The 23,646-nt window shown below is 72.0% G+C and carries 24 protein-coding genes and 1 pseudogene; 12 read left to right on the forward strand and 13 right to left on the reverse strand.

The features are described 5' to 3' along the window. Window positions 1-61: 61 nt before the first annotated feature. From pcaD to ACFV5H_RS16825, 6 genes are read right to left on the reverse strand one after another with little or no spacing between them, the layout of a single operon-like run. Window positions 62-1,177: a 3-oxoadipate enol-lactonase gene (gene pcaD / locus ACFV5H_RS16800; RefSeq protein ID WP_385195457.1), complete on the reverse strand. Its 1,116-nt coding sequence runs from the start codon at window positions 1,175-1,177 to the stop codon at window positions 62-64. Continuing rightward, entirely contained in the window at window positions 1,174-2,505 is a 1,332-nt protein-coding gene (pcaB, locus tag ACFV5H_RS16805; RefSeq protein WP_385195459.1) for a 3-carboxy-cis,cis-muconate cycloisomerase, read from the reverse strand. Before pcaB ends, pcaD begins: the two co-directional genes overlap by 4 nt. Further along, entirely contained in the window at window positions 2,502-3,107 is a 606-nt protein-coding gene (pcaG, locus tag ACFV5H_RS16810) for a protocatechuate 3,4-dioxygenase subunit alpha (RefSeq protein WP_385055669.1), read from the reverse strand. Before pcaG ends, pcaB begins: the two co-directional genes overlap by 4 nt. Before the next feature lie 6 nt (window positions 3,108-3,113). Next, a complete protein-coding gene (pcaH, locus tag ACFV5H_RS16815) occupies window positions 3,114-3,893 on the reverse strand; it encodes a protocatechuate 3,4-dioxygenase subunit beta (RefSeq protein WP_385195462.1) in 780 nt (259 codons plus the stop codon). Next, window positions 3,890-4,534: a CoA transferase subunit B gene (locus ACFV5H_RS16820; protein ID WP_385195464.1), complete on the reverse strand. Its 645-nt coding sequence runs from the start codon at window positions 4,532-4,534 to the stop codon at window positions 3,890-3,892. The genes pcaH and ACFV5H_RS16820 overlap by 4 nt, the downstream gene beginning before the upstream one ends. Continuing rightward, window positions 4,534-5,289 carry a CoA transferase subunit A gene (locus ACFV5H_RS16825; protein ID WP_385055660.1) on the reverse strand — a complete coding sequence of 252 codons (756 nt, stop codon included), beginning with the start codon at window positions 5,287-5,289 and terminating at the stop codon, window positions 4,534-4,536. The genes ACFV5H_RS16820 and ACFV5H_RS16825 overlap by 1 nt, the downstream gene beginning before the upstream one ends. Before the next feature lie 142 nt (window positions 5,290-5,431). On the opposite strand from ACFV5H_RS16825, the gene ACFV5H_RS16830 reads away from it, so the two are divergent. Continuing rightward, window positions 5,432-5,896, forward strand: a complete 465-nt coding sequence (locus ACFV5H_RS16830) for a MarR family winged helix-turn-helix transcriptional regulator (RefSeq protein ID WP_385055657.1) — start codon at window positions 5,432-5,434, stop codon at window positions 5,894-5,896. Between the two features lie 3 nt (window positions 5,897-5,899). Here ACFV5H_RS16830 and ACFV5H_RS16835 read toward each other — a convergent pair. Further along, window positions 5,900-6,109: pseudogene (locus tag ACFV5H_RS16835) on the reverse strand (DUF3048 C-terminal domain-containing protein); the annotation flags it as partial. A 370-nt stretch (window positions 6,110-6,479) separates the two neighbouring features. On the opposite strand from ACFV5H_RS16835, the gene ACFV5H_RS16840 reads away from it, so the two are divergent. Next, a complete protein-coding gene (locus ACFV5H_RS16840) occupies window positions 6,480-7,670 on the forward strand; it encodes a zinc-dependent alcohol dehydrogenase (RefSeq protein ID WP_385055654.1) in 1,191 nt (396 codons plus the stop codon). A gap of 64 nt (window positions 7,671-7,734) precedes the next feature. Here ACFV5H_RS16840 and ACFV5H_RS16845 read toward each other — a convergent pair whose 3' ends face one another. Beyond that, the gene (locus ACFV5H_RS16845) at window positions 7,735-9,927 is read right to left on the reverse strand and encodes an OmpL47-type beta-barrel domain-containing protein (protein WP_385195561.1); all 2,193 of its coding nucleotides are present in this window, start codon (window positions 9,925-9,927) and stop codon (window positions 7,735-7,737) included. Between the two features lie 23 nt (window positions 9,928-9,950). Further along, on the reverse strand, window positions 9,951-12,296 hold the full coding sequence (locus ACFV5H_RS16850; RefSeq protein WP_385195467.1) for a ThuA domain-containing protein: 2,346 nt from the start codon (window positions 12,294-12,296) through the stop codon (window positions 9,951-9,953). Between ACFV5H_RS16850 and ACFV5H_RS16855 the strand changes: the two genes are divergently transcribed. The 5 genes from ACFV5H_RS16855 to ACFV5H_RS16875 all read left to right on the forward strand — a co-directional run bounded on the left by ACFV5H_RS16855 (window position 12,289) and on the right by ACFV5H_RS16875 (window position 16,234). Then, window positions 12,289-12,471, forward strand: coding sequence for a hypothetical protein (locus tag ACFV5H_RS16855; protein WP_385055647.1), 183 nt, complete (start codon window positions 12,289-12,291; stop codon window positions 12,469-12,471). The two genes, ACFV5H_RS16850 and ACFV5H_RS16855, sit on opposite strands and share 8 nt — an antisense overlap. A 191-nt stretch (window positions 12,472-12,662) precedes the next feature. Beyond that, window positions 12,663-13,655 (forward strand): multicopper oxidase domain-containing protein, encoded by a 993-nt coding sequence (locus tag ACFV5H_RS16860; RefSeq protein ID WP_385055644.1) that lies wholly within the window; start codon window positions 12,663-12,665, stop codon window positions 13,653-13,655. Between the two features lie 86 nt (window positions 13,656-13,741). Continuing rightward, window positions 13,742-14,755 carry a LacI family DNA-binding transcriptional regulator gene (locus ACFV5H_RS16865; protein WP_385055641.1) on the forward strand — a complete coding sequence of 338 codons (1,014 nt, stop codon included), beginning with the start codon at window positions 13,742-13,744 and terminating at the stop codon, window positions 14,753-14,755. A 307-nt stretch (window positions 14,756-15,062) separates the two neighbouring features. Further along, complete coding sequence (locus tag ACFV5H_RS16870; RefSeq protein WP_385195470.1) at window positions 15,063-15,857, forward strand: VOC family protein; 795 nt, start codon at window positions 15,063-15,065, stop codon at window positions 15,855-15,857. Window positions 15,858-15,988: 131 nt separating this feature from the next. After that, window positions 15,989-16,234 carry a WhiB family transcriptional regulator gene (locus ACFV5H_RS16875; protein ID WP_385055715.1) on the forward strand — a complete coding sequence of 82 codons (246 nt, stop codon included), beginning with the start codon at window positions 15,989-15,991 and terminating at the stop codon, window positions 16,232-16,234. A gap of 22 nt (window positions 16,235-16,256) precedes the next feature. Here ACFV5H_RS16875 and ACFV5H_RS16880 read toward each other — a convergent pair whose 3' ends face one another. From ACFV5H_RS16880 to ACFV5H_RS16890, 3 genes are all read right to left on the reverse strand, one after another. Next, window positions 16,257-17,234 (reverse strand): acyl-ACP desaturase, encoded by a 978-nt coding sequence (locus tag ACFV5H_RS16880; protein WP_385055718.1) that lies wholly within the window; start codon window positions 17,232-17,234, stop codon window positions 16,257-16,259. Window positions 17,235-17,436: 202 nt separating this feature from the next. Beyond that, window positions 17,437-18,213 (reverse strand): dimethylargininase, encoded by a 777-nt coding sequence (gene ddaH, locus ACFV5H_RS16885; protein ID WP_385055721.1) that lies wholly within the window; start codon window positions 18,211-18,213, stop codon window positions 17,437-17,439. A gap of 178 nt (window positions 18,214-18,391) precedes the next feature. After that, window positions 18,392-20,071: an ABC-F family ATP-binding cassette domain-containing protein gene (locus tag ACFV5H_RS16890; RefSeq protein ID WP_385195473.1), complete on the reverse strand. Its 1,680-nt coding sequence runs from the start codon at window positions 20,069-20,071 to the stop codon at window positions 18,392-18,394. Between the two features lie 305 nt (window positions 20,072-20,376). Between ACFV5H_RS16890 and ACFV5H_RS16895 the strand changes: the two genes are divergently transcribed. Together ACFV5H_RS16895 and ACFV5H_RS16900 are read left to right on the forward strand one after the other, a co-directional pair. After that, window positions 20,377-21,024, forward strand: a complete 648-nt coding sequence (locus ACFV5H_RS16895; protein ID WP_385055726.1) for a GPP34 family phosphoprotein — start codon at window positions 20,377-20,379, stop codon at window positions 21,022-21,024. Between the two features lie 143 nt (window positions 21,025-21,167). Further along, entirely contained in the window at window positions 21,168-21,398 is a 231-nt protein-coding gene (locus tag ACFV5H_RS16900) for an isocitrate lyase/phosphoenolpyruvate mutase family protein (protein ID WP_385195476.1), read from the forward strand. Window positions 21,399-21,539: 141 nt separating this feature from the next. Here ACFV5H_RS16900 and ACFV5H_RS16905 read toward each other — a convergent pair whose 3' ends face one another. Then, complete coding sequence (locus tag ACFV5H_RS16905; RefSeq protein ID WP_385195479.1) at window positions 21,540-21,953, reverse strand: SsgA family sporulation/cell division regulator; 414 nt, start codon at window positions 21,951-21,953, stop codon at window positions 21,540-21,542. A 132-nt stretch (window positions 21,954-22,085) separates the two neighbouring features. On the opposite strand from ACFV5H_RS16905, the gene ACFV5H_RS16910 reads away from it, so the two are divergent. From ACFV5H_RS16910 to ACFV5H_RS16920, 3 genes are all read left to right on the forward strand, one after another. Further along, window positions 22,086-22,490, forward strand: a complete 405-nt coding sequence (locus ACFV5H_RS16910) for a hypothetical protein (RefSeq protein ID WP_385195482.1) — start codon at window positions 22,086-22,088, stop codon at window positions 22,488-22,490. A 6-nt stretch (window positions 22,491-22,496) separates the two neighbouring features. After that, window positions 22,497-22,820: a plasmid stabilization protein gene (locus ACFV5H_RS16915; RefSeq protein WP_385055736.1), complete on the forward strand. Its 324-nt coding sequence runs from the start codon at window positions 22,497-22,499 to the stop codon at window positions 22,818-22,820. A 68-nt stretch (window positions 22,821-22,888) separates the two neighbouring features. Then, window positions 22,889-23,578, forward strand: a complete 690-nt coding sequence (locus tag ACFV5H_RS16920; protein WP_385055739.1) for an endonuclease V — start codon at window positions 22,889-22,891, stop codon at window positions 23,576-23,578. Window positions 23,579-23,646 lie beyond the last annotated feature (68 nt).

Here is a 23,646-nt window from a genome sequence, read left to right on the forward strand (position 1 = left end):
CGGTGCCGGGGCCCGCGACCCCGGCAGGATCCGGACGACACCCCCCGAGGGATGTCCCCGGTCACTCCTCCTCCGCCAGCACCCGCTGGGCCGTCGCGAACGCCGAGTTCGCCGCCGGGACCCCGCAGTACACGGCCGTCTGGAGCAGCACCGCCCCGATCTCCTCGGGGGTGAGCCCGTTGCGGCGCGCCGCGCGGACATGCATGGCGAGCTCGTCGTAGTGGCCGTGCGCGACCAGCGCCGTGAGCGTGATCATGCTGCGTTCGCGGCGGGTGAGGGTCGGGTCGGTCCAGATCTCGCCCCAGGCGTAGCGCGAGATGAAGTCCTGGAAGCGTGCCGTGAACGGCGTCTGCCGGGCCTGCGCCCGGTCCACGTGCGCGTCGCCCAGCACCTCCCGGCGCACCTCCATACCGCGCCGGGCGACCCCGCCGAAGTGCGCCCGCAACGCGGTCAGCACCGTCTCCGGGCGCTGTGCCGGCGCCAGGTGCGAGGCACCGGGAAGCTCCACCAGCGTGGCGTCCGGCACCGCGTCCGCGATCTCCCGCAGATGCTCGGGCGGCGTCGCCGGGTCTTCCCGGCCGGCCACCAGCAGCGTCGGCACGGACACCTCCGCCAGCCGGTCCCGCAGATCGAACGCGGCCAGCGCGTCACAGCAGGCGGCGTACGCCTCCGGGTCGGCCTCCCGGTGGTCCCGGACCAGCCGCGGCACGGTGAACCCGGACGTGAACCAGCGGGCGTCCGCGCCCTCCGCGAGTTCGGCGAGCCCCCCGCTCCGCACCCGCGCCGCCCGCTCCTCCCACGGCTTGGCGCCGTTGAAGTGCGCCGAGGAACAGATCACGGCCAGCGACGACAGCCGGTCCGGACGGTGCACGGCCAGGTGCAGCCCCACCGCGCCGCCCAGCGAGACGCCCGCGTACGCGAACCGCTCGATGCCGAGCGCGTCGGCGAGCGCGAGCACCAGATCGGCGAGATCGCCGACCGTCGCTCCGGGACCGATCAGCTCCGCCGCCGAGCCGCCGTGCCCCGGCAGGTCCCAGCGGACCACCCGGTGCGCGGCCGACAGTTCGGGCGCCACCTTGTCCCACAGGGCGTACGACGTGCCGAGTGAGGGGCCGAGCAGCAGTGGGGGAGCGGAAGCGGGGCCCTCTTCCGAGTGGTTGAGAAGTCGGTCGGTCAACGTCGCTCCAGGGCACGGTCGGTGAGGGCTCCGGCGGAGCCGGTGTAACGGGCGGGGTCGGTCGCCGCGGTGAGGTCGATCCCCTTCAATTCGGGCTCTGAGGCAAGCAGTTCGCCGAGGTCACGGCCCTCCTCGTACGCCCGCCGGGCCAGTTCCGTCAGCAGCTCCTTCGCGCGGGCGCGGCCGAGGACCGGCGCCAGCTCGGCGGAGAGCCGCTCGGAGACGATCAACCCGTGGGTGAGGCCGAGGTGTTCGCGCATCGTGTCCGGGCGCACCCGCAGGCCTTCGGTCAGTTCGGCCGCGTCGCGGGCGGCACCGCCCACCAGGCGGAGCAGGTCCCTGAGCGGTTCCCACTCGGCGTGCCAGGCCCCGGCCGGCCGTTCGTCCTCGGCGACCAGTGAGCCGTACAGCGTGGCCGCGAGCTGCGGCGCCCGCCGGGCCGCCGCCGCGATCAGCGTCGAGCGGACCGGGTTCGCCTTGTGCGGCATGGCGGACGAGCCGCCACCGCTGTCCTCGCCGACCTCCGCGATCTCGGTACGGGAGAGGGCGAGGACGTCCGCCGCGAGCTTGCCCAGGGCACCGGCGGCGAAGGCGAGAGCGCCGGCGAGGTCGGCGACCGGTGTGCGGAGTGTGTGCCAGGGCAACGGCGGTTCCGCGAGGCCCAGTTCACGGGCGTACGCACCCGGCAGCGCGGTCGGGTCCTCGGCGCCGTACGCGGAGAAGGCCGCCAGTGTCCCGGCCGCACCGCCGAGCTGCGCGGGCAGCGAGCCGCGTACCGCCGTCGCCCGGTCCCGGGCGTCCAGCACCAGCGACCGCCATCCGGCCGCCTTCAGCCCGAACGTCGTCGGTACGGCGTGCTGGGTGAGGGTGCGGCCCGGCATCGGCGTGTCGCGGTGCTCGGCGGCCAGGCGGGCCAGGGCCCGTCCGGTGCGGTCGAGGTCGGCGAGGACCGGGCCCAGGGCGCGGTGGGCGACCAGCATCATGGCCGTGTCCATGATGTCCTGGCTGGTCGCCCCCCGGTGCACGTACGGGCCGTACTCCCCGCCCACCGTCCGGGTCAGCTCCGCGACCAGCGGGATCACCGGGTTCCCGCCGCTCCGCGCCCGCCCGGCGAGGGAGGCGGCGTCGAACCGGCCGGGCTCGGCCGCCTCCGTCACCGCCGTCGCCGCCTGGGCCGGGGCGAGCCCCAGCGTGGCCTGGGCGCGGGTCAGCGCGGCCTCCGCGTCGAGCAGCGCCCGCAGGAACGCCGCGTCCGCCGTCTCGGCGGCGGCCGGGGCACCGGCCCACCCGGGGGCGAGCAGACCGGTGTCGGAATCGGCTGATGTCACTGGAACTCCAGGAAGACCGTCTCGCCCTCGCCCTGAAGGCGGATGTCGAAACGGTACGTGCCGGCGCCCTCCTCGCCCGCGACCAGCGTGTCGCGGCGCGCGGTGTCGAGCCGGGACAGCAGCGGGTCCGCGGACAGTGCCGCCTCGTCGCCCGGCAGGTAGATCCGGGTGAACAGGTGCACAAGCAGCCCGCGCGCGAAGACACACACGCTGAGGTAAGGGGCGCTGTGCCCGCGCGCGCCGGGCCGCAGGGTGCGCGCGGACCAGTGGCCGTTGGCGTCCGTCTGGATCCGGCCCCAGCCGGTGAACTCCACGCCGTTGCGGCCGAGGAAGCCGCCGCTCGCGGGGTCGCGCCGCATCGAGCCGTCGACCTGTGGCAGGCGGCCGTCGGGGTCCGGTCCCCACAGCTCCAGGAAGGCGTCCGGCAGCGGGTTGCCCTCGCCGTCGTACACGTACCCCTGGAGGGTGATGGTGTCCGGGTGGCCGACGGGCGCGATGTCGCCGCCGCCGGGGAAGGGCAGGGCGTGGCCGTAGAAGGGGCCGACCGTGTGGGACGGGGTGGGCAGCACGGTCTCCGGACGCGTGGTGTCGATCTTCGTCATGGTGGGTCAGCGCCCCTCTTCCATCCAGGTGGCGTTCGGGCCGTCGAGCACGATGTCCCAGTGGTAGCCCATCGAGAACTCCGGCACCGACAGGTCGTGGTCGTACGTCGCGATCAGCCGCTGCCGGGCGGCGTCGTCGGTCACCGACTGGATGATCGGGTCGTACGGGAAGAGCGGATCGCTGGGGAAGTACATCTGCGTCACCAGCCGCTGGGTGAACGCCGAGCCGAAGAGCGAGAAGTGGATGTGGGCGGGCCGCCAGGCGTTGAGGTGCTGGCGCCAGGGGTAGGGGCCCGGCTGGATGGTGGTGAAGTGGTAGCGGCCCTCGTCGTCGCTGAGGGTGCGGCCCACGCCGGTGAAGTTCGGGTCCAGCGGGGCGTCGTGCTGCTCGCGCTGATGGGCGTACCGGCCGGCCGAGTTGGCCTGCCAGATCTCCACGAGCTGGCCGCGGATCGGGCGCCCGTCGCGGTCCAGCAGCCGGCCGGAGACGGTGATGCGCTCGCCGACGGGCTCGCCGGTGTGCTGCCGGGTGAGGTCGTTGTCGATCTCGGTGATGTCCCGCTCCCCGAACGCGGGGGAGGACAGCTCCACCAGCTCGGGGTCCTTGGTGACGTCGATGGCGACCGGGGGCTGCTTGGGGTGGCGCAGCACCGAGGAGCGGTACGGCGCGTAGTCGCGGCGCGGCTGGTGCTCGACGGGCGCGCCGTCGGCGACCCGCTTCTCGTACGCGGCGTGCTCGGCCGCGATCTCCCGGTCGATGTCGGCTTGAGTGAGTACGTCGGTCACGACAGGCCCTCCCCGAGGGTGAGTTCGGCTCCGGTCTTGGCGGTGATCTCCTCGACGGATACGCCGGGAGCGGTTTCGACGAGGACGAGTCCGTCGTCGGTGACGTCGAGGACGCCGAGGTCGGTGATGATCCGGTCCACGCACTCCTTGCCGGTCAGCGGCAGCGCGCACTCCGTCACGATCTTCGGCGAGCCGTCCTTCGCGGTGTGGGTCATCACCACGATCACCGTGCGGGCGCCGTGGACCAGGTCCATCGCGCCGCCGATACCGGTGACGAGCTTGCCGGGCACCGCCCAGTTGGCCAGGTCACCGCGCCCGGACACCTGCATCGCGCCGAGGACGGCGACGTCGATGTGCCCGCCGCGGATCATCGAGAACGACAGCGCCGAGTCGAAGAAGGAGGCGCCCGGAAGGACCGTGACGGTCTCCTTCCCGGCGTTGATCAGGTCGGGATCGACGGCGTCCTCGGCGGGGTAGGGGCCGGTGCCCAGGATGCCGTTCTCGCTCTCCAGCACCACCTCGACACCCGGCGGGAGGTGATTGGGGATGAGCGTGGGCAGGCCGATGCCGAGATTGACGTACTGGCCGTCGCTCAGCTCCCGGGCCGCCCGCGCGGCCATCTCTTCCCGTGTCCAGGCCATCAGCCGCTCACCGTCCGCCGCTCGATCTTCTTGTCCGCCGCCTGCTCGGGCGTGAGGGCGACCACCCGCTGCACGAAGACGCCCGGCAGGTGCACCGCGTCCGGGTCGAGGACGCCGGGCTCGACCAGCTCCTCCACCTCCGCGACCGTCACCCGGCCGGCCATCGCGGCCAGGGGGTTGAAGTTGCGGGCCGACTTGTTGAACACGAGGTTCCCGTGCCGGTCGCCCTTCGCCGCCCGCACCAGTGCGAAGTCGGTGCGTATGCCGCGCTCCAGCACGTACTGGGTGCCGTCGAACTCCCGGACCTCCTTCGCGGGCGAGGCGAGAGCCACCCCGCCGGAGCCGTCGTAGCGCCAGGGCAGCCCGCCCTCGGCGACCTGCGTGCCCACCCCGGCCGGGGTGTAGAACGCCGGGATGCCGGCGCCTCCGGCGCGCAGCCGCTCCGCGAGCGTGCCCTGCGGGATCAGCTCCACCTCCAGCTCACCGGCCAGGTACTGCCGGGCGAACTCCTTGTTCGCGCCGATGTAGGAACCGGTCACCCGGGCGATCCGGCCCGCCGCCAGCAGCACCGCGAGCCCGGACTCCATCGCCCCGCAGTTGTTCGAGACGACCGACAGGCCGTCGACGCCCCGCTCGTACAGCGCCTGGACCAGCACGTTCGGCACACCGCTGAGGCCGAAGCCGCCCACCGCCAGTGACGCGCCGTCCGGCACGTCAGCCACCGCCTCCGCAGCCGAGGCGACCACCTTGTCCATCCGAGGAACCTCATCCCTTCCAGGCGACCTGAGACCATTTAGTCAGCGCACTGAGTATTTACGCGAGGTGGCTTCTCTGTCCAGTACTCTTCTGATGCCCACTGAAAATCAGTGCACCGATGAAACGACCGGGGGAGCGCACATGGCCGCCGTGGACCTCACCACCCATCCCGGGCACCTCGCCCGGCGGCTCCAGCAGGCGCACCACCTGCTGTGGAACGCGATGGTCTCCGAGGAGGTCACCTCGCCGCAGTTCGCGGTCCTCAACGCGCTCGTCGCCGAGCCGGGCCTGGACCAGCGCACCGTGGGGGAGCGGGTCGGTCTCGACCGGTCCACCATCGCCGAGGTGATCGGCCGGCTCATCCGGCGCGGGCTGCTGGACAAGGTCCGCGATCCGCAGGACGGCCGCCGCTTCCTGCTGCGCCTCACCGACGACGGCGTGCGCACCCACCGCAGGCTGACGGTGCGCACCGCGCGGATGAACCAGGTCTTCCTGGCCCCGCTCGACGCCGACGAGCAGGCGCTCTTCATCGACCTGATCCGGCGGGTGGCCGACGCGGCCGAGGGGCTGCGCGACCCGGCCCCCACCCTGACCGCACCGCGCTGAGGCTCAGGGCGTCTTCGCGTACGCCACCCACACCTGGCCGCGCGCGAAGTTCATCGCTTCGCCGGAGCCGGTGCCGAACGAGGTGCCGTCCTCGGCGGCGGGCCGCTCCCGGTTCGCCTCGTAGGCGCGTCCGCCGCGCAGCACGGTGGCCTCCCCGGAGCCCACCGTCTCGGTGTACGGGGTGTTGTTGCCGAGGAAGTCCCGGAACCCGGAGCGGCTCGGGCCGTGCCGGTGACTCGCTCGGCGAACCCCGCCCGTCGTCGCGCGGTCCGTCCGACGTCGTACAGCCCGCCGCCAGCCCGGCCGTCAGCAACGCGGCGACCAGCACCCTCACTCCCGTGCCGCGCCGTCGGCCCGCCCCTCGCTCCGTGCCCACCGTCGCCACCGCGCCCGCCCCATGTCATCCGCTGTCTCGATTGTGCGCTTTTCCTGTCGTTGCTGGCCACAGCCGGTCAGAGGTGGTCCCGCGCGGTGGCCTCCACCGATCGGCTCGGCGACCGGCGGTTCGGCACACGGCCGCTCGGGTACCCGGACGCCCACCGCACGAGCGACACACCGGCCACCACGGAGGGAGCGGGCGGCGATGAAGGCACTGACCTGGCAGGGAAAGCGGGACGTGAGGGTGGAGAACGTGCCCGATCCCCGGATCGAGGAGCCGACGGACGCGGTCATCCGCATCACTTCCACCGGACTGTGCGGATCGGATCTGCATCTGTACGAGGTCCTCACCCCGTTCATGACCCCGGGCGACATCCTCGGCCACGAGCCGATGGGCATCGTCGAGGAGGTCGGCGCGGCGGTGCCCGACCTCCAGGTCGGCGACCGGGTCGTGGTGCCGTTCCAGATCGCCTGCGGCAACTGCTGGATGTGCCTCACCGGACTGCCCACCCAGTGCGAGACCACCCAGGTCAGTGCCGAGGGGATGGGCGCGGCCCTCTTCGGCTACACCCGGCTGTACGGCGCGGTACCGGGCGCCCAGGCCGAGTACCTGCGGGTCCCGCAGGCCCAGTACGGCCCGATCAAGGTCCCCGAGGGGCCGTCCGACGACCGGTTCGTCTACCTCTCCGACGTCCTGCCCACCGCCTGGCAGGCGGTCGAGTACGCCGGTGTCCCGCAGGGCGGCAGCGTCGCCGTGCTCGGACTCGGCCCCATCGGCGACATGGCCTGCCGGGTCGCCCAGGTCAAGGGCGCCGGGCGGGTGTTCGGCGTGGACCTGGTCCCGGAGCGGCTGAACCGGGCGAAGGAGCGGGGCGTGGAGACCTTCGACCTGCGCTCCTTCGACGACGAGAAGGAACTCGTCACCGCGATCCGCGACCGGACCGACGGCCGTGGCCCCGACGCCGTGATCGACGCCGTCGGCACCGAGGCGCACGGCAGCGCGGCGGCCCGCATGGTGCAGAACGCCTCGGCGCTGCTGCCCCGCAAACTCAGCGGCCCGATGGCGGAACGCTTCAGCGTCGACCGGCTCGCCGCCCTGCACACCGCGATCGAACTGGTGCGGCGCGGCGGCACCATCTCGGTCGTCGGCGTCTACGGCGGCATGGCCGACCCGATGCCCATGCTCACCCTGTTCGACAAGCAGATCCAGATGCGCATGGGCCAGGCGAACGTACGCCGCTGGAGCGACGAGATCATCCCCTACCTCACCGACGAGGACCCGCTCGGCGTCGACGACTTCGCCACCCACCGCGTGCCGCTCGCCGAGGGCCCGGACGCCTACGCGATGTTCCAGGACAAGCGCGACGGCGCGGTCAAGGTACTGATGCAGCCCTGACCCACGGCATGCCGTGACGGGACAGGAGGCCCGGAACCCCGGCCTCCTGTCCCGCCCGCCGTGACTACAGCTCCTTGATCCGGACGTCCCGGTAGGAGACGACGTCCGTCGTGCCGTGCACCTGCAGTCCGATGTAACCGGAGGCGAACCGCCGCCCGTCCGTGCCCGGGTCGTCCGAGCGCGGCGGGGCGAACTCCTGGCCGCCGGTGTTGTCGAACTCGTTGATCAGCACACCGTTGCGGTAGACCGAGTAGTGCTGGTCCACCACCCGGATCTCGTAGTCGTTCCAGGCGCCCTTCTGCGTCACGCCCGCGCCGGCCAGGCCGACCCGGTCGAAGCCGTAGACCGAGCCCGTCTTGTACATGTCGCCGGTGGGCGAGTCGAACACCTGCACCTCGTGCCCGTACTTGATGGCGACCCACTCCGGCCGCGTCTCCTCCGGGTGGTCGTGGACCTGCGGGAACCGCACGAACACACCGGAGTTGGCGTTGCCGGTGCCCGGAGCATCGTCACGCCACTGGAGCTTCAGCGAGAAGTCGCCGTACTTGCGCTCGGGGAACCACAGCATGCCGAGGCCGCCCCGGGTGGTGCCCGAGGTGATCGAGCCGTCCGGGTTCGGCGCGAACGAACCGCCGCCCACCTGCTCCCACCGGTCGAACGACTCCTCGCTGCCGTCCAGGATCTTGCGGTAGCCCTCGGTCTGGCCGGGCTTGCCGATGCCGGACTGCCGGGCCGCCTTGTTGATCGCCCGGTACTCCCGCTGGTCGATGACCCCTTCCTTCTCGAGCTTGTCCAGCACGCTCTTCACGTGCTTCAGGAACAGAGCCTGCGAGGTCCACTCCTTCTCGTCCTCGACCAGCTCGCCGATCCGGCACCGGTTGTTGGTGACCCGGTTCGGCACACCCGAGTCGACCGTGCCGACGATCACCGTCAACCGCTCGTCGTACTCGGGGCAGTTGGGCGCGGGCACCCCGCCGTCCGCCACGACCGTGAAGCTCACCGTGAGCGGCTCGGAGGTGTTGCCGGCGTTGTCGCTCGCCCGGTACGCGACCGTGTGCCGGCCCGCCCGGTCGACGACCACGGGCTCGGTGTACGCCAGGTAGGGCCCGCCGTCGAGCGAGTACTCGATGCCGGCGACGCCGGAACCGCCGTGCCCGTCGTCGGCGCTGACGGTCACGGTGGCGTCGCCGACGTAGGCGCCGTCGGAGTTCTTGGTGCCCGCCACGGTCACACCGGTCGCCGGCGGGGTGGTGTCCTGCGGGGGAGCGGCGACGACCGTGAACTCCACGCTCTTGACCGCCGCCGCGTTGCCCGCCCTGTCGGTGGCGCGGTAGCGCACGGTGTGGGTGCCCACCTCGTGCACCATCACCGGACCGGTGTACGCCTGCCAGGCGCCGTCGGCGCCGATCGCGTACTCGATGGTGTTGACGCCGGTTCCGGTGTCCGACGCGGTGACGGTGACCGTCGCCATGTCGATGTAGTCACCGCCGTCGTTCTTCTCACCGGCCACCGTCGCCGAGGTCTCCGGCGGGGTGGTGTCGTCCGACTGCGGGGCGACGACGGTGAACTCGACGCTCTGCTCCGCCGACACGTTGCCCGCCTTGTCCAGGGCCCGGTAGCGCACGGTGTGCGTACCGACCTGGTCGACCACGACCGGGGCGGTGTACGGCTGCCAGGCGCCGTCGGCCCCGACCGCGTACTCGATCCGCTCCACGCCGGAGTCCGCGTCGGTGGCCTCGACCGTCACGCTCGCCGAACCGACGTACTCGCCGTCGGCGTTCTGCGAGCCGGTCACCTTCGCCGTGGCCTCGGGCGCCGTGGTGTCCTCACCGCCGCCGCCCTCGGTCACCGTCAGGATGCCCTGCATCTCGCCGTGGCCGGGGATGGTGCAGTGGTAGAAGTAGCGGCCCGGGGTGAGCGTGACCTCCGCGGTGTACTTGCCGCCCTGGGCGTCGTTCGGATTGGCCATGATGTTCAGCTGGACGTCGCTGTTGAACTCCGGGTCGGAGGTCACGAACGTCAGCGTGTGCGGCATCCCGGTGGTGTTGCCGGTCGCCGCGCTGTTCTCGAACACGATGGTCGCCGGACCGGCCACCGCGGTCGTCGGCGCGGACGTGTACGCGGTGATGCTGTCACCGGCGGTCCAGGTGAGCACCTGCTCCGCCGCTTCGGCGTCGGTGGACCCGGTCCCGCCGGCCGCGGACGTCGTCTGCAGGCCGAGCACCATGAGCAGGGCGGCCAGCAGGCCGGCCCACATTCTCCGTTGCCGTATCACTGGTTTCACTCGGTTCCCCTCGCCAGCTGACCGGCGGCCGGGGTCGGCCCGCCGCCCGTGTAGGTGACCCGCCACAGCGCGGACTTGGAGTCGGAGGTGAAGAAGCCGCGCCCGTAGTCGAGGACGTACAGCGAGCCGTCCGGGCCGAACTTCCAGCCCATCAGGTTCTTGATGCCGTCGTTGCCGACCGGCACGATCTTCTTCAGGGACTCCGAATGCACCGGAAGGCCGCCGTCTCCTTGCGTCTTCGGGTCCATCAGCACCGCGTTGCGCGGCTGGTCGGCGTCGTAGAAGTCACCGACGAACCACTTGCCGTCCCAGTACGCCGGCCACTTGACCTCACTGGCGCTGTCGGCGTCGTAGCGGTAGACCGGGCCGTTCATCGCGGCCTGCCCGCCGCCCTTCAGCCAGGGCAGCCTGTACGTGGCCTCGTCCTGCTCGTACGACGGGATGCCGTTCTCGTCGCGCGGATAGTCCGGGCCGCCGCCCTGCGGCGAGTACCAGATGTTGTTGCCGGTCACCGGCGGCAGGTTGACCAGGCCGTCGTTGTTCGGCGACTCGTTCTTCGGGGCGTCGCAGTCGTACCAGCCCAGCGGCTTCGACGGATCGGGCAGGTTGCGGTCCCGGTAGGGCTGCTTGTTGCCCATGCAGTACGGCCAGCCCCGGTTGGACGCCTCGGTGATCACGGCGAACGTGTCGTACTTCGCCGGACCCCAGGTCGGCGACGGGGAACCGGCGTCCGGGCCGACCCAGCCCGCGTACAGGGTGTCGGTCTTCTTGTCCACGGAGATGCGCGCCGGGTTGCGCACGCCCATCACGTAGATCTCGCCGCGCGTCTTGCCACCGCCCTCGGCGGTCTCCTTCCCGGTGAACAGGTTGCCCTCGGGCAGCGTGTACGTGCCGTCCGGCTCCGGGTGGATGCGCAGGATCTTGCCGTTGAGGTTGTTGGTGTTGCCGGCGGTGCGGCGCGCGTCCGCGAAGGACACGCCCTTGAAGTTGGGCTGCGGGTTGTTGCCCGAGTAACCGTCGCTGAAGCCGCTGGAGTTGTTGTCACCGGTGGCGATGTACAGGTTCCCCTTGGAGTCCCAGGCCATCCCGCCGCCCGCGTGGCAGCAGCTGTGGATCTGCACCGGCCACTCCAGCAGCACCTTCTCGCTCGCCAGGTCCAGCTTGTCGGTCGCCGGGTCGAGCGTGAAGCGGGAGACCCGCCGCTCGGCCATGTGCGTGTCCCGGTTGATCCCGGAGTGCGGGGTGTAGTGCAGATACACCCACCCGTTCTGCTCGAACCGCGGGTCCAGCTCGATGCCGAGCAGTCCCTCCTCGACCTTCCGGAGCTCGTCGCCGCCGCCCTTGTTGCCGAAGACGGTGAGCGCCCCCGCGAGGGTGACCTTCTTGGTCTCCGGGTCGTAGACGTGGATCTCGCCCCTGCCCTTGCCGATGTCGGGGTCGTTCCAGTCGGTGACGACGGGCTGGGAGGAGTCGGCACCTCCGCGCCCGATGTAGAGGACACGGCCGTCGGGGGCGGCGACCAGGCCGTGCGGCTCACCGATCTGGTCGTTCTGACCCGGCTGGTTGGGCCGGGTCAGCCGCTCCGCCTTGTAGTTGCCGGTGATCGTCGCCTTGCAGTCGGCCTGTACCAGGCGGGTGGTCCACAGCAGGGCGCCGCGCAGATGGTCACGGAAGTCGGTCTCGTCGTACGACGACACCGTGCCGCCCATACCGGTGTAGAAGGACCGGCCGCCGTCGTAGTCACGGCACCAACTGACCGGGTGGTCCCAGCCGTTGGCGCTCGCACCGGGCGCGTACGTCGACTCGCGCACCCTGGCGACCGTGTGCACGTCGCCGGACGGGTTCTCCACCCAGTTCAGCCACTTGTCGGGCCGTTTCCACTGCGTCGGCAGGCTCTTGGCCGCCGGATGCGTCCGGTCGCCGACCTCGACGGTCGCCCGCTGCACCTTGTCCGGGCTGGAGGCGGCCGGGCGGGCGCCGATCAGACCGGTGAACCAGTCCGAGTAAGGCTCCGCGCGGGCCGCGTCGTGCAGGCCGACGAAACCGCCGCCGGCCTCCATGTACGCCTCCAGGCCCGCCTCCTGGTCCGGGTCGAGGACGTCCCCGCCGCCGGTCAGGAACACGACGGTGTTGAACCGCCCCAGCTTCGTGGCGTTGGTGAAGACCGAGGCGTCGTCCGTGGCCGTCACCTTGAACCGCTGGTCCGCCGGGCCGGAGAGCCCGATCTTCTCGATCGCCGCGATCCCGGCGTTCACGAGCGGCGACTCGTCACCGGCGGCCGCGGAGCCGTGGAACAGCAGCACGCGTACGTTCGCGCCGCCCGGGGGCGACTTGATGGACATCGTTGTCAGGGACGGATCCGGGGCCGGGCGCGCGCTGGCGGCGGGACCCGACAGCAGCCCGGCGGTGACGACCCCGGCGGTCACGGTGGCCGCCCAGATTCGTCGTCCGGTTCTCGTCCTTCGTGTGCTCGTGGCGCTCGACGTGCTCAACCCTCTTGAGCGCATGGGTTCTTGATGCGATGTGGACCGCACGTGGCCACCCACCCCTCCTCGGTCGCAGCAACAGCGTCAAGGAAGCTAGACCTCTTTGCGTCAGACGCCAATACCTATCGCAGAGATGGAACGAACTTTGTCCTGAGTGTGGATAAACCCCGGGGTGGCCGCTACGGTTTCACAGGTTCATGACAGCCACGTGGGGAGTTCGGCATGGACAGACGCGGATTCAACCGACGGGTACTGCTGGGCGGCGCCGCCGTCGCGACATCGTTGTCCGTCGCACCCGAGGCCGTGAGCGCGACCACACCGGCGAAGACCGCGCCCGCCGGGGGCGAGGTGCGGCGCGTCAAGCTGTACGCCGAGCGGCTGGACGGCGGACGGATGGGCTACGGCTTCGAGAAGGGCAAGGCGTCCGTCCCCGGCCCGCTGATCGAGCTCAACGAGGGCGACACGCTGCACGTCGAGTTCGAGAACACCATGGACGTGCCCGTGAGCCTGCACGTCCACGGCCTGGACTACGAGATCTCCAGCGACGGCACCAAGCAGAACAAGAGCGACGTCGAACCCGGCGGCACCCGCACCTACACCTGGCGCACCCACAAGCCCGGCCGGCGCTCCGACGGCACCTGGCGGGCGGGCAGCGCGGGCTACTGGCACTACCACGACCACGTCGTCGGCACCGTGCACGGCACCGGCGGCATCCGCAACGGGCTGTACGGGCCGGTGATCGTGCGCCGCAAGGGCGACGTGCTGCCGGACGCGACCCACACCATCGTCTTCAACGACATGTCGATCAACAACAAGCCGGCGCACAGCGGGCCCAACTTCGAGGCCACGGTGGGCGACCGTGTCGAGATCGTCATGATCACGCACGGCGAGTACTACCACACCTTCCACATGCACGGTCACCGCTGGGCCGACAACCGCACCGGCATGCTCACCGGCCCCGACGACCCGAGCCAGGTCATCGACAACAAGATCTGCGGTCCGGCCGACTCCTTCGGTTTCCAGATCATCGCGGGGGAGGGCGTCGGAGCGGGCGCCTGGATGTACCACTGCCACGTCCAGAGCCACTCCGACATGGGCATGGTCGGCCTGTTCCTGGTGAAGAAACCGGACGGCACCATCCCGGGATACGACCCGGACGCGCACGAGCACGTTCACGCGCCCGCCGCAGAGGAGGAGCAGACGCACGAGCACTGACGGCGCCGGACGTGATCCGAGAGCGCTCTCGCCCGTGACCGGGCCGGGGCTATCCTTTCCCGCAGCCGCAGGTGAGGAGCCCCGAAGTGACCGACACAGCGCCACGCCCCACGCTGGAGGCCGTGGCCGCGCGGGCCGGGGTCTCCCGGGCCACGGTCTCCCGCGTGGTCAACGGCTCCCACGGGGTGCGGGAGCGCCTGGCCGAGCGGGTGAGACGGGCGGTGGAGGAACTCGGGTACGTGCCGAACCAGGCCGCCCGCAGCCTGGTGACGAAGCGGCACGACGCCATCGCCGTCATCGTGGCCGAACCGGAGACCCGGGTCTTCGCCGACCCCTTCTTCGCCCGGCAGCTGCGCGGCATCAGCAAGGAGCTGACGGCCCACGACAACCAGCTCGTCCTGCTGCTCACCGAGGACCGCGACGACCATGTCCGCGTCGGCCGCTATGTGGCCGGCGGCCATGTGGACGGCGCCCTCGTCTTCTCCCTCCATATCGACGACCCACTGCCCGAACTGATCCGGCAGGCCGGTCTGCCGACCGTGTACGGCGGCCGGCCCGACTTCAGCGGCGGTCAGGGCGGTGTCGTCTACGTCGACAGCGACAACCGGGGCGGCGCCCGCGACGCCGTACGGCATCTGCTCGGCCTCGGCCGCGGCCGTATCGCCCACATCACCGGCGCCCTGGACCAGACCGCGGCGGTGGACCGGCTCGACGGCTTCCGGGACGTCATGGCCGACGCCGATCCCCGGCTGGTCGTGGAGGGCGACTTCACCCCCGCGAGCGGCGAGCGGGCGATGCGGGAACTCCTCGACCGCTGCCCGGGTCTGGACGCGGTGTTCGCCGGCAACGACCTCATGGCGGCGGGCGCCCTGCGCGTGCTGCGCGAGCACGGGCGGCGGGTGCCGGACGACGTGGCGGTCGTCGGCTTCGACGACATGCTGCCGATCGCGGAACAGACGGACCCCCCTTTGACGACGGTCCGCCAGGACATAGAGGAAATGGGCCGCATGATGGCCCGCCTCCTCCTGCGCGGCCTGGCCGGCGCCGGCTCCGACGGCCTGATCCTCCCGACGACGTTGATCCAACGCGACTCCGCGTGACCCGCCGGGAAATCGCCCCCGCCGCCCCTTCCCGTCCCGACCCCGGGGGCTGTGCCCCCAGACCCCCTTTCGGCCCTTCGGGCCTCGTCCTCAAACGCCGGACGGGCTGTTCTCAGCCCCGTCCGGCAAAAGTCAGCCCCTCCGGCGTCTGAGGAGCGGGGTCTGGGGCGGAGCCCCGGGTTCGGGACGGGAAGGGGCGGCGGGGGGCGAGCAGAACCCACGTCCGTCCGGGTGCTCCGGCGGTGATGGCGGGTGGGCGGTGGAAGACTCGCCAGAGCAGGCGACGGGACCTCTCGGAGGAGGCACCATGCTCACCACCCGCTTCGTCGACGGAGCCCCCACCTGGATCGACGTCGGCACGTCCGACATAAAGGGCGCCGCCCGCTTCTACGGCGGCCTCTTCGGCTGGGAGTTCGCCTCCGCCGGCCCCGACGCCGGAGGCTACGGGTTCTTCCGGCTCGCCGGCCGCATCGTCGCCGGCGGCATGCGGACCACACCCGAGCAGGGCCCGCCCGCCTGGACCGTCTACTTCCAGAGCCCCGACGCGGACGCCACGGCGAAGACCGGCCGGCAGGCCAGGGGCAGCGTGCCCGTACCGCCGACGGACGTGATGCGACAGGGCCGCACGGCGATCCTCGCCGACCAGGCCGGCGTCCCCTTCGGCATCCGGGAACCGGCGCTGCGCAAGGGCATCGAGGCGGCCGGCGAGGTCGGCACCCTGTGCTGGGTCGAGCTGTACACCCCGGACATCGCCCGCGCCGCCGCGTTCTACCATTCCGTCCTCGGCTGGGAGACCTCGGCGGTGACCTTCCCCGACGGCGTCTACACCTCCGTCAGTCCCGCGGGGGCGGGCGAGGACGGCATGTTCGGCGGACTGGTCCCGCCGGCCGACGACCTCGCCGGGGCGGAGCCCGGCCGGCCCCACTGGCTGCCCTACTTCGGGGTGGACGACCCGGACGCCGTCGTCGCCATGGCCGTCGAGCTGGGCGGCAGGGTACGGCTGCCCGCCACCTCCCTCGCCGGCGTCGGCCGGCTGGCCCGCCTGGAGGACCCGTACGGCGCACGGTTCGCCGTCCTCAAGGGTGATCCGCGCGAGACCTGACACACCCGGCGCGCCGCCGTGTGCGCCGGGTGCCCCGGCGTCATCATCATGCGGTCGGCGGAGGACCCGAAAGGCCCTCCGTTGATCCCGCGTTGATCGAACGTTTTTCGCCGCACGGCACGCTTCCGGTCATGCACACCGAAACGATCCCGTCGCCCGACATCACCTGGCAGGAGGAGGCGCTGTGCGCGCAGACCGGGGGAGACTTCTTCTTCCCCGAGCCGGGCAGTTCGGTCCGCGAGGCCAAGCGGATCTGCGGCCTCTGCCCGATCCGCGCGACGTGCCTCGAGTACGCCCTGTCCCACGACATGCGCTTCGGCGTCTGGGGCGGCATGTCCGAGAAGGAACGCCTGGAACTGCGCCGTACGGGCCGGTAGGCCTCCGCCTCCGCCCCCGTCGTCAGGCGCGTTCCGCGCGGGCCGCCATACGGGCCTTGCGGGCCGCCAGCTTCTCGTCGAACTTCGCGGCCTCCCCGTCCAGGCCGCCCATGAACAGGCCCAGTTCCTCCTGCGCCTTGAGGCCCTCGGGGCCCAGCCCGTCGACCTCCATGATCTTCAGGAAGCGCAGCACCGGCTGGAGCACGTCGTCGTGGTGGATGCGCAGGTTGTAGACCTCGCCGATCGCCATCTGCGCCGCGGCCCGCTCGAAGCCGGGGATGCCGTGGCCGGGCATCCGGAAGTTCACGACGACGTCGCGGACCGCCTGCATGGTCAGGTCGGGCGCGAGCTCGAAGGCCGCCTTGAGCAGGTTGCGGTAGAACACCATGTGCAGGTTCTCGTCGGTCGCGATGCGCGCCAGCATGCGGTCGCAGACCGGGTCACCGGACTGGTGGCCGGTGTTGCGGTGCGAGACGCGGGTGGCCAGTTCCTGGAACGCGACATAGGCGACCGAGTGGAGCATCGAGTGCCGGTTGTCCGACTCGAAGCCCTCGCTCATGTGGGCCATGCGGAACTGCTCCAGCTTGTCCGGGTCCACCGCCCGCGAGGCGAGCAGGTAGTCCCGCATCACGATGCCGTGCCGGCCCTCCTCGGCGGTCCAGCGGTGCACCCAGGTGCCCCAGGCGCCGTCCCGGCCGAACAACGTGGCGATCTCGTGGTGGTAGCTGGGAAGGTTGTCCTCGGTCAGCAGGTTCACCACCAGCGCGATCCGGCCGACCTCGGTGACCTTCGACTGCTCCTTGTCCCAGGCCTCGCCGTCCTCGAAGAAGCCGGGGAAGTTGCGGCCGTCGCTCCACGGAACGTACTCGTGCGGCATCCAGTCCTTGGTGACCTTCAGGTGCCGGTTGAGCTCCTTCTCGACCACTTCCTCCAGTGCGTGCAACAGCCGGGCGTCGGTCCAGACCGAAGGGCTGCCGAGGTGGGGAGAAGTGAGCGACACGGGTGACTCCAGGGGACGGTGACATACGGTGGTGCCGGCGAGCGGTGCCGGGAACCTACGGAATCGTAGGCTACGAAGCCGTAGGTTACGTAGCCGTAGGTTAAGGGCACCGTAAAGAGCCCTGATCAGCGGGGTTCCCATGGAGTGCCGTCCCGGCGTGGAGCCGCAGGTCGCTGCGCCGTACGGGTGACGGCGCAGCGGGTCAGGAGTACAGCTCCCGCAGCCGTACCGAGAGGCAGGTCACACAGCCCTCGAGCTTCTCGAACTCGCCGATGTCCACCGGGACCGGCTCGTAGCCGAGGTCCGCGAACAGCTCGGCGGTCTTCGGCGCGCTCGCCGCCATCAGCAGCCTGTCCCCGCCGAGCAGCACCACATGTGCCCCGGCCGCCTCCGGCACCGGCAGGAAGCGCGGGAACAGCGACGGCGCGTCCATGTTCGGGACGTGCCCGACGACCGTCCCGTCCGGCAGCGCCGTGACCGCCGACTTCAGGTGCAGCACCTTGGCGACCGGTACGGTGACCACCCGTGCCCCCAGCGGCTCGAACGCGGCCCGCACCTGCCGCACCCCGGCCGCGTTGGTACGCCCGCCACGGCCCACGTACACCGTGTCGCCGACCTTCAGCACATCGCCGCCGTCCAGCGTGCCCGGCTCCCAGACCCAGTTCACCGAGCAGCCGAGCGACGCCACGGCCTCCTCGACGCCGAGGGTCTCCGCGCGGCGGGACTCGGCACCGGAGCGGGCGATCAGCGCCACGTTCCGGTACATCACCACCGTGTCCTCCACGAACACGGAGTCCGGGCAGTCGTCGGCCGGGTCGACCTCGACCGTCTCCCAGCCGTGGGTACGCAGCGTCTCCGTATACGCCTCCCACTGCTCCACCGCGCGGCCGACGTCGACGCCTTCCCGCTCGATGTGCGTCACCAGCCCCTCGGCCAGACGGGGAGCGGGACGGCGGACGAGGGCCTTCTTGCTGGGCACGAGGGGACTCCGAATCGGACGGGGCAGGGCTCGGCCGTGCCGGGGGAGTCCGTCGAGCGGGCCGGTTCCCCGGGCGTCGGCCCAGCCATCATGCAGGGCCGGTCCGGCCCGGGCCACCCCCCGGCGGCGATGAGGTGAACCACCGGTAACCGGCCGCGGGCCCGGACCGCCGCGGACGCTACGCGGAACGCTCGACGGTTTCCGGCGACACCTCCTTCAGCTCCCCTTCCTCCATCAGCAGCCACCGGGTGATGCCGATCGACTCCAGGAACGGCAGATCGTGACTGGCCACGATCAGGGCTCCCTCGTACGACTCCAGCGCCGTGGTGAGCTGCCGGACGCTCGCCATGTCGAGATTGTTGGTCGGCTCGTCCAGCATCAGCAGCTGCGGCGCGGGCTCCGCCAGCATCAGCGCCGCCAGCGCCGCCCGGAAGCGCTCGCCGCCGGAGAGCGTCGCCGCCTTCTGGTCGGCGCGGGCGCCCCGGAACAGGAAGCGGGCGAGCCGGGCCCGCACCCGGTTGTTGGTGGCGCCCGGCGCGAACCGGGCCACGTTCTCGGCGACGGTCAGCTCCGCGTCGAGGACGTCGAGCCGCTGCGGCAGGAACCGCAGGGGCACATGGGCCCGCGCCTCCCCGGAGACCGGCTCCAGCTCCCCGGCGACCGTGCGCAGCAGCGTCGTCTTGCCCGCGCCGTTGCGCCCGATCAGCGCGACCCGCTCCGGGCCCCGCAGATCGAAGCCGCCGTTCACCCGGGCGCCGTACGCCAGTTCCAGGTCCATGAGGGTGAGGACGTCACGGCCCGGCGGTACGGCCGTGTACGGCAGGTCGACGCGGATCTCGTCGTCGTCCCGTACGGCCTCCACCGCGTCGTCGAGGCGTTCCCTGGCCTCGGAGAGCTTCTCCTCGTGCATGATGCGGTGCTTGCCCGCGGACACCTGCGCCGCGCGCTTGCGCGCTCCCATGACGATCTTCGGCTCGCGCTTCTGCTCGAACATCTTCTGCCCGTACCGCTTGCGGCGGGCCAGCTTGACCTGAGCGTCGACCAGTTCGCGCTTCTGCTTGCGGAAGTCCGCCTCGGCGACGCGCACCATCCGTTCGGCGGCCTCCTGTTCGACGGCCAGGGCCTCCTCGTACGCCGAGAAGTTGCCGCCGTACCAGGTGACTTCGCCCACCCGTCGCCCACCACCACCCTCAGCCGAGGCGCTGCGCGCCGCTGTACCGACTCGGCGCAGGTCCGCGATCTGGTCGACCAGTTCCAGCAGTTCACGGTCGTGGCTGACCACGACCATGACGCCCGGCCAGTCCGCGACGGCCGCGTACAGCCGCCTGCGGGCGTACAGGTCGAGGTTGTTGGTGGGTTCGTCGAGCAGCAGCACGTCCGGGCGGCCCAGCAGCAGCGCGGCCAGCCGCAGCAGCACCGACTCGCCGCCGGACACCTCGCCGACGGTGCGGTCGAGGCCGATGTGCCCGAGGCCGAGCTCGCCGAGCGTGGCCAGGGCGCGCTCCTCGACGTCCCAGTCGTCGCCGACGGTCTCGAAGTGCTTCTCGGCCACGTCGCCCGCCTCGATGGCGTGCAGCGCGGTCCGCAGCCCGGCGATGCCGAGGACCTCGTCGACCCGCAGCGCGGTGTCGAGCGTCACGTTCTGCGGCAGGTACCCCACCTCGCCGGCGGCCCGGACGGTGCCGTCGGCCGGTGCGAGCTCACCGGCGATCAGCTTCAACAGGGTCGACTTCCCCGACCCGTTGACACCGACGAGGCCGGTGCGGCCGGGGCCGAAGACGACGTCGAGGCCCTCGAAGACGGTGGTGCCGTCGGGCCAGGTGAAGGCGAGGGACGTACAGGTGATGGATGGTGTCATGCGGGCCTCCGCGGTTGCTCGGGGCGATCAGGGGCAAACGCGTATCGAGACACCGCGGGACGAGGACCGGCAGCCGGGAGGGAAGGCCTGGGCATGAGAAAAGCCCTGTTCCGCAAGGACGGCTCGAACGCCGAGGTCGCACGCGACGTACACACACGTGTGGTGTGACGCGGTGTCTCAGAACCTCAGACGAGCAACGTCCTTCTCCATTCGACGGCAACAGAACCGCTGTACACCGTAGGAGTGCCCGAAACGGCTGTCAACGGCTTTTCGGAGCACGACGTCACCGCCCCCGAGGAGGCCCCGTGACCGACGGCCCGCTCTCACTGCCGGCCCGCCTCTGCCTGCTGGCCTGGGACACCGACCCGGCCCGGCTGCCCCCTCTGGTGCGGGCGGGAGCCCTCGCCGAGCTGGCCCGGCGCGGTCTGCTGGTCGACGACGACGGCATCGCCACACCGCTCGACCTGGACTCCCGGACCGGGGACGCGGTCCTCGACGGTCTGCTGGAGCTGGTCAGCGAGTCCTGCCCGCACCGCTGGCGCACCTGGGTGACGCTGCGCGCCCGGTACACCCTGGACGCGGTCCGGGAGCAACTGGTGGCCGAGGGGGTGCTGCGCGCCGAGAAGCACCGGGTCCTCGGGGTGTTCCCGTCGGTGGAGCACGTCCTGGCCGACGCGGGCCGGGTACGGGCCCTGCGGCGGCGGGCGCGGCAGATCCTGGACGGACCGACACCGCCCGAGGACGTCCCCGAGCCGGACGCGACGGCCGTCGCCCTGGGCGCTGCGGCGGGCCTGACCACCCTCCTCCCGGCCGGCGGTCACGCCGACCGGGAACACCGCGTCGAGCAGCTCTCCGCCCGCGCGGCGACCCCCGCGCAGGCCATGGTCGTCCGGGAACTCCGGAACACCCTGAGCGCCACCGCGAAGGCATCGCCCCTCCCCGCCGGCGGCTAAAGCCCCCGGCCGTACGTTCACCTGGGATTCCCGCAGGCCGGGACGGCCGGGCCGCTGGTCGAGCGGCCGGTACGACGGACTCCACCACCCTTCCGCACGACCGTGCCCTCGCCCCGGCCCGTGGGGCGGCCGCCGCGGCAGGCGTGCCGTCGTTCGTCGAGGCACGCGCCGACACCTTCCCGCGCGGCGCCGGGGGAGTGGACGACACCCTGGAGCGGGCCGCCGCCCACCTCGCCGCGGGCGCCGACGGGATCTTCGTCCCCGGGGCCGTCGACCCGGGGACCGTGAAGGAGCTCGCCGACGGGATCGACGCGCCGCTGAACGTGGTGGCCGGTCCCGGTGCCCCGCCGGCGAGCCGGCCGCCGCCCGCGTGAGCGCCGGCGTCGCCCGGGCCGCGCACGCCCCGGTCCGCCGCGCGGGAGCTGCTCGTCACGGGGACATACGGCACACAGGCCGACGGGCCGGCGTACGGCACGCTCGACGCCCTGATGAGCGGCGGGTGCCGGCCGAGCACGTCACGCGTCGCGCATCAGCTCCGCGAGATCGTGGTCCAGGTCGAGCCGGAGGTGCTCCAGACCCGTCGGCACCAGCTCGTCGGTGGCCTCCAGGAACCGGCGCAGTTCGCCCGAGCGGACGTGCACGACGGCGGTGCCCTCGGGGGCGTGGAACTCCAGCACGGTGCGGTCGTAGCCGTACGGCCGGACCCGGACGTCGCCGTCGCCCTCGGGCTCCTCCATCCCCGCGGCGAGCAGGTCGCGGGCGAAGGTCCAGCAGACCTCGACGCCCTCCAGGGTGGCGGGCGCGGGGAAGGTCATGCGGACGGCGAACGGGTCGTCGCGGTTGTAGTGCAGGGTGGCGGGAATGCTCGGCATCCGCGGCGCGGCGGCGACGAGACGGGCCTCGACGGTCTGCTCGATGACGGTGGACAACGCCTTGCTCCCTCGTGACGGCTGGACAGGCTTCCGGGGCGGATCGGGTCGGCTACTGGATGAGACGACGGAATCGGCCAATCCGTGCACACGAGAAGCGAGTGACCTCTGTCACCGCCTTCATGCACACGAGTGACACGGCTCTCCCCGGGCGCCCCCTGGGACACCCGTGCCGCCCGCCGTGAGGCGCTCGGGGAGCACACGACCGACGGCCCGGACGAGACGAACGCGCCGCCGGGCGGCCGGGACAGCGGTGCGCGCGGCGGTCCCGGCCGCCCCGACGGCGGTACCGGTCCGGAGCACGGACCGGCCCGTGGGACGTCGCCGCACCGGGCGCTCGAGGACACCGACACCCCGGACGCGCGGTTCCGCGGACTGTCCGCCGTCGGCACCGGCTCGTACGACACGGTCGGCCTCACGCCCGGTCACGGCTGCCGGGCGGCGGGGGAGAAGGGACGGGACGGCCGCCCGAAGCACGTGGTGTGCCCTGATCGCCGTCGACGTGGGTACCCGTTCGCTGTACGCGAGAGGAAGTGAGCGGACATGCCAAGCGGTTCCAGCCCCAAACGGGAGCGCCAGTACGAGCACATCAAGGAGAGCGCCGAGGACCGGGGCGAGAGCACCGGACGCGCCAAGGAGATCGCCTCCCGGACGGTGAACAAGGAGCGCGCCCGGTCCGGTGAGTCGAAGACGGCCAGCCGCACCTCGACGCAGGACATGTCGTCCGGGAAGCGCGGCGGCCAGCGGTCCGGCAAGGGCTCCCAGGGCCCCACGCGCGACCAGCTGTACGAGGAGGCCAAGAAGCGCGGCGTCGAGGGCCGTTCGAACATGAACAAGGGTCAGCTCCAGCGGGCGCTCGGCAAGTGAGCCGCCTCCGCGCGGAGGGGGGAGCGCCCTCCGCGCGGAGTACGCGCGCCACGTAGGCTCGGGGCACCATGACGACCGTACGCACACCGGCCGGCTGGCCCGTGACCGAGGAAGAGGCCCGCGCGGTCCAGGACGCACTCCGCGCGCGGGTGGTGCTCGACGAACCGGGCCCGCCGCCCGGAACGGGCCGTGTCACCGGAGTCGACGTGGCGTACGACGACGAGCGGGACGTCGTCGCCGCCGCGGCCGTCGTCCTCGACGCGGCGACCCTCGACGTGGTCGCCGAGTCCACGGCCGTCGGCCGGATCTCCTTCCCGTACGTCCCCGGACTGCTCGCCTTCCGCGAGATCCCCACCGTGCTGGCCGCCCTCGACGCCCTGCCGTGCCCGCCCGGACTGGTGGTCTGCGACGGCTACGGCCTCGCCCACCCCCGCCGCTTCGGCCTCGCCAGCCACCTCGGCGTCCTCACCGGCCTGCCGACGATCGGCGTCGCCAAGAACCCCTTCACCTTCACCCACGACGAACCGGACACCCCGCGCGGGAGCACGTCCCCGCTGCTGGCCGGCAGCGAGGAGGTGGGCCGCGCCCTGCGCACGAGGGACGCCGTCAAGCCGGTCTTCGTCTCGGTGGGCCACCGGGTGAGCCTGGACAACGCCTGCGCCCACACCCTCGCCCTGGCCCCCGCCTACCGCCTCCCGGAGACCACCCGCAGGGCGGACGCCCTGTGCCGCCGGGCACTCGGCGAGGCCGCCCCGTAGAGGGCTCCCGGGTGACCACGCGGTCTGAGTACCGGTCCTGAGTACCCGTACGGATGCCGGCCCCCGCC

It is taken from the genome of Streptomyces sp. NPDC059787, assembly GCF_042732315.1.
Classification (GTDB): domain Bacteria; phylum Actinomycetota; class Actinomycetes; order Streptomycetales; family Streptomycetaceae; genus Streptomyces; species Streptomyces atrovirens.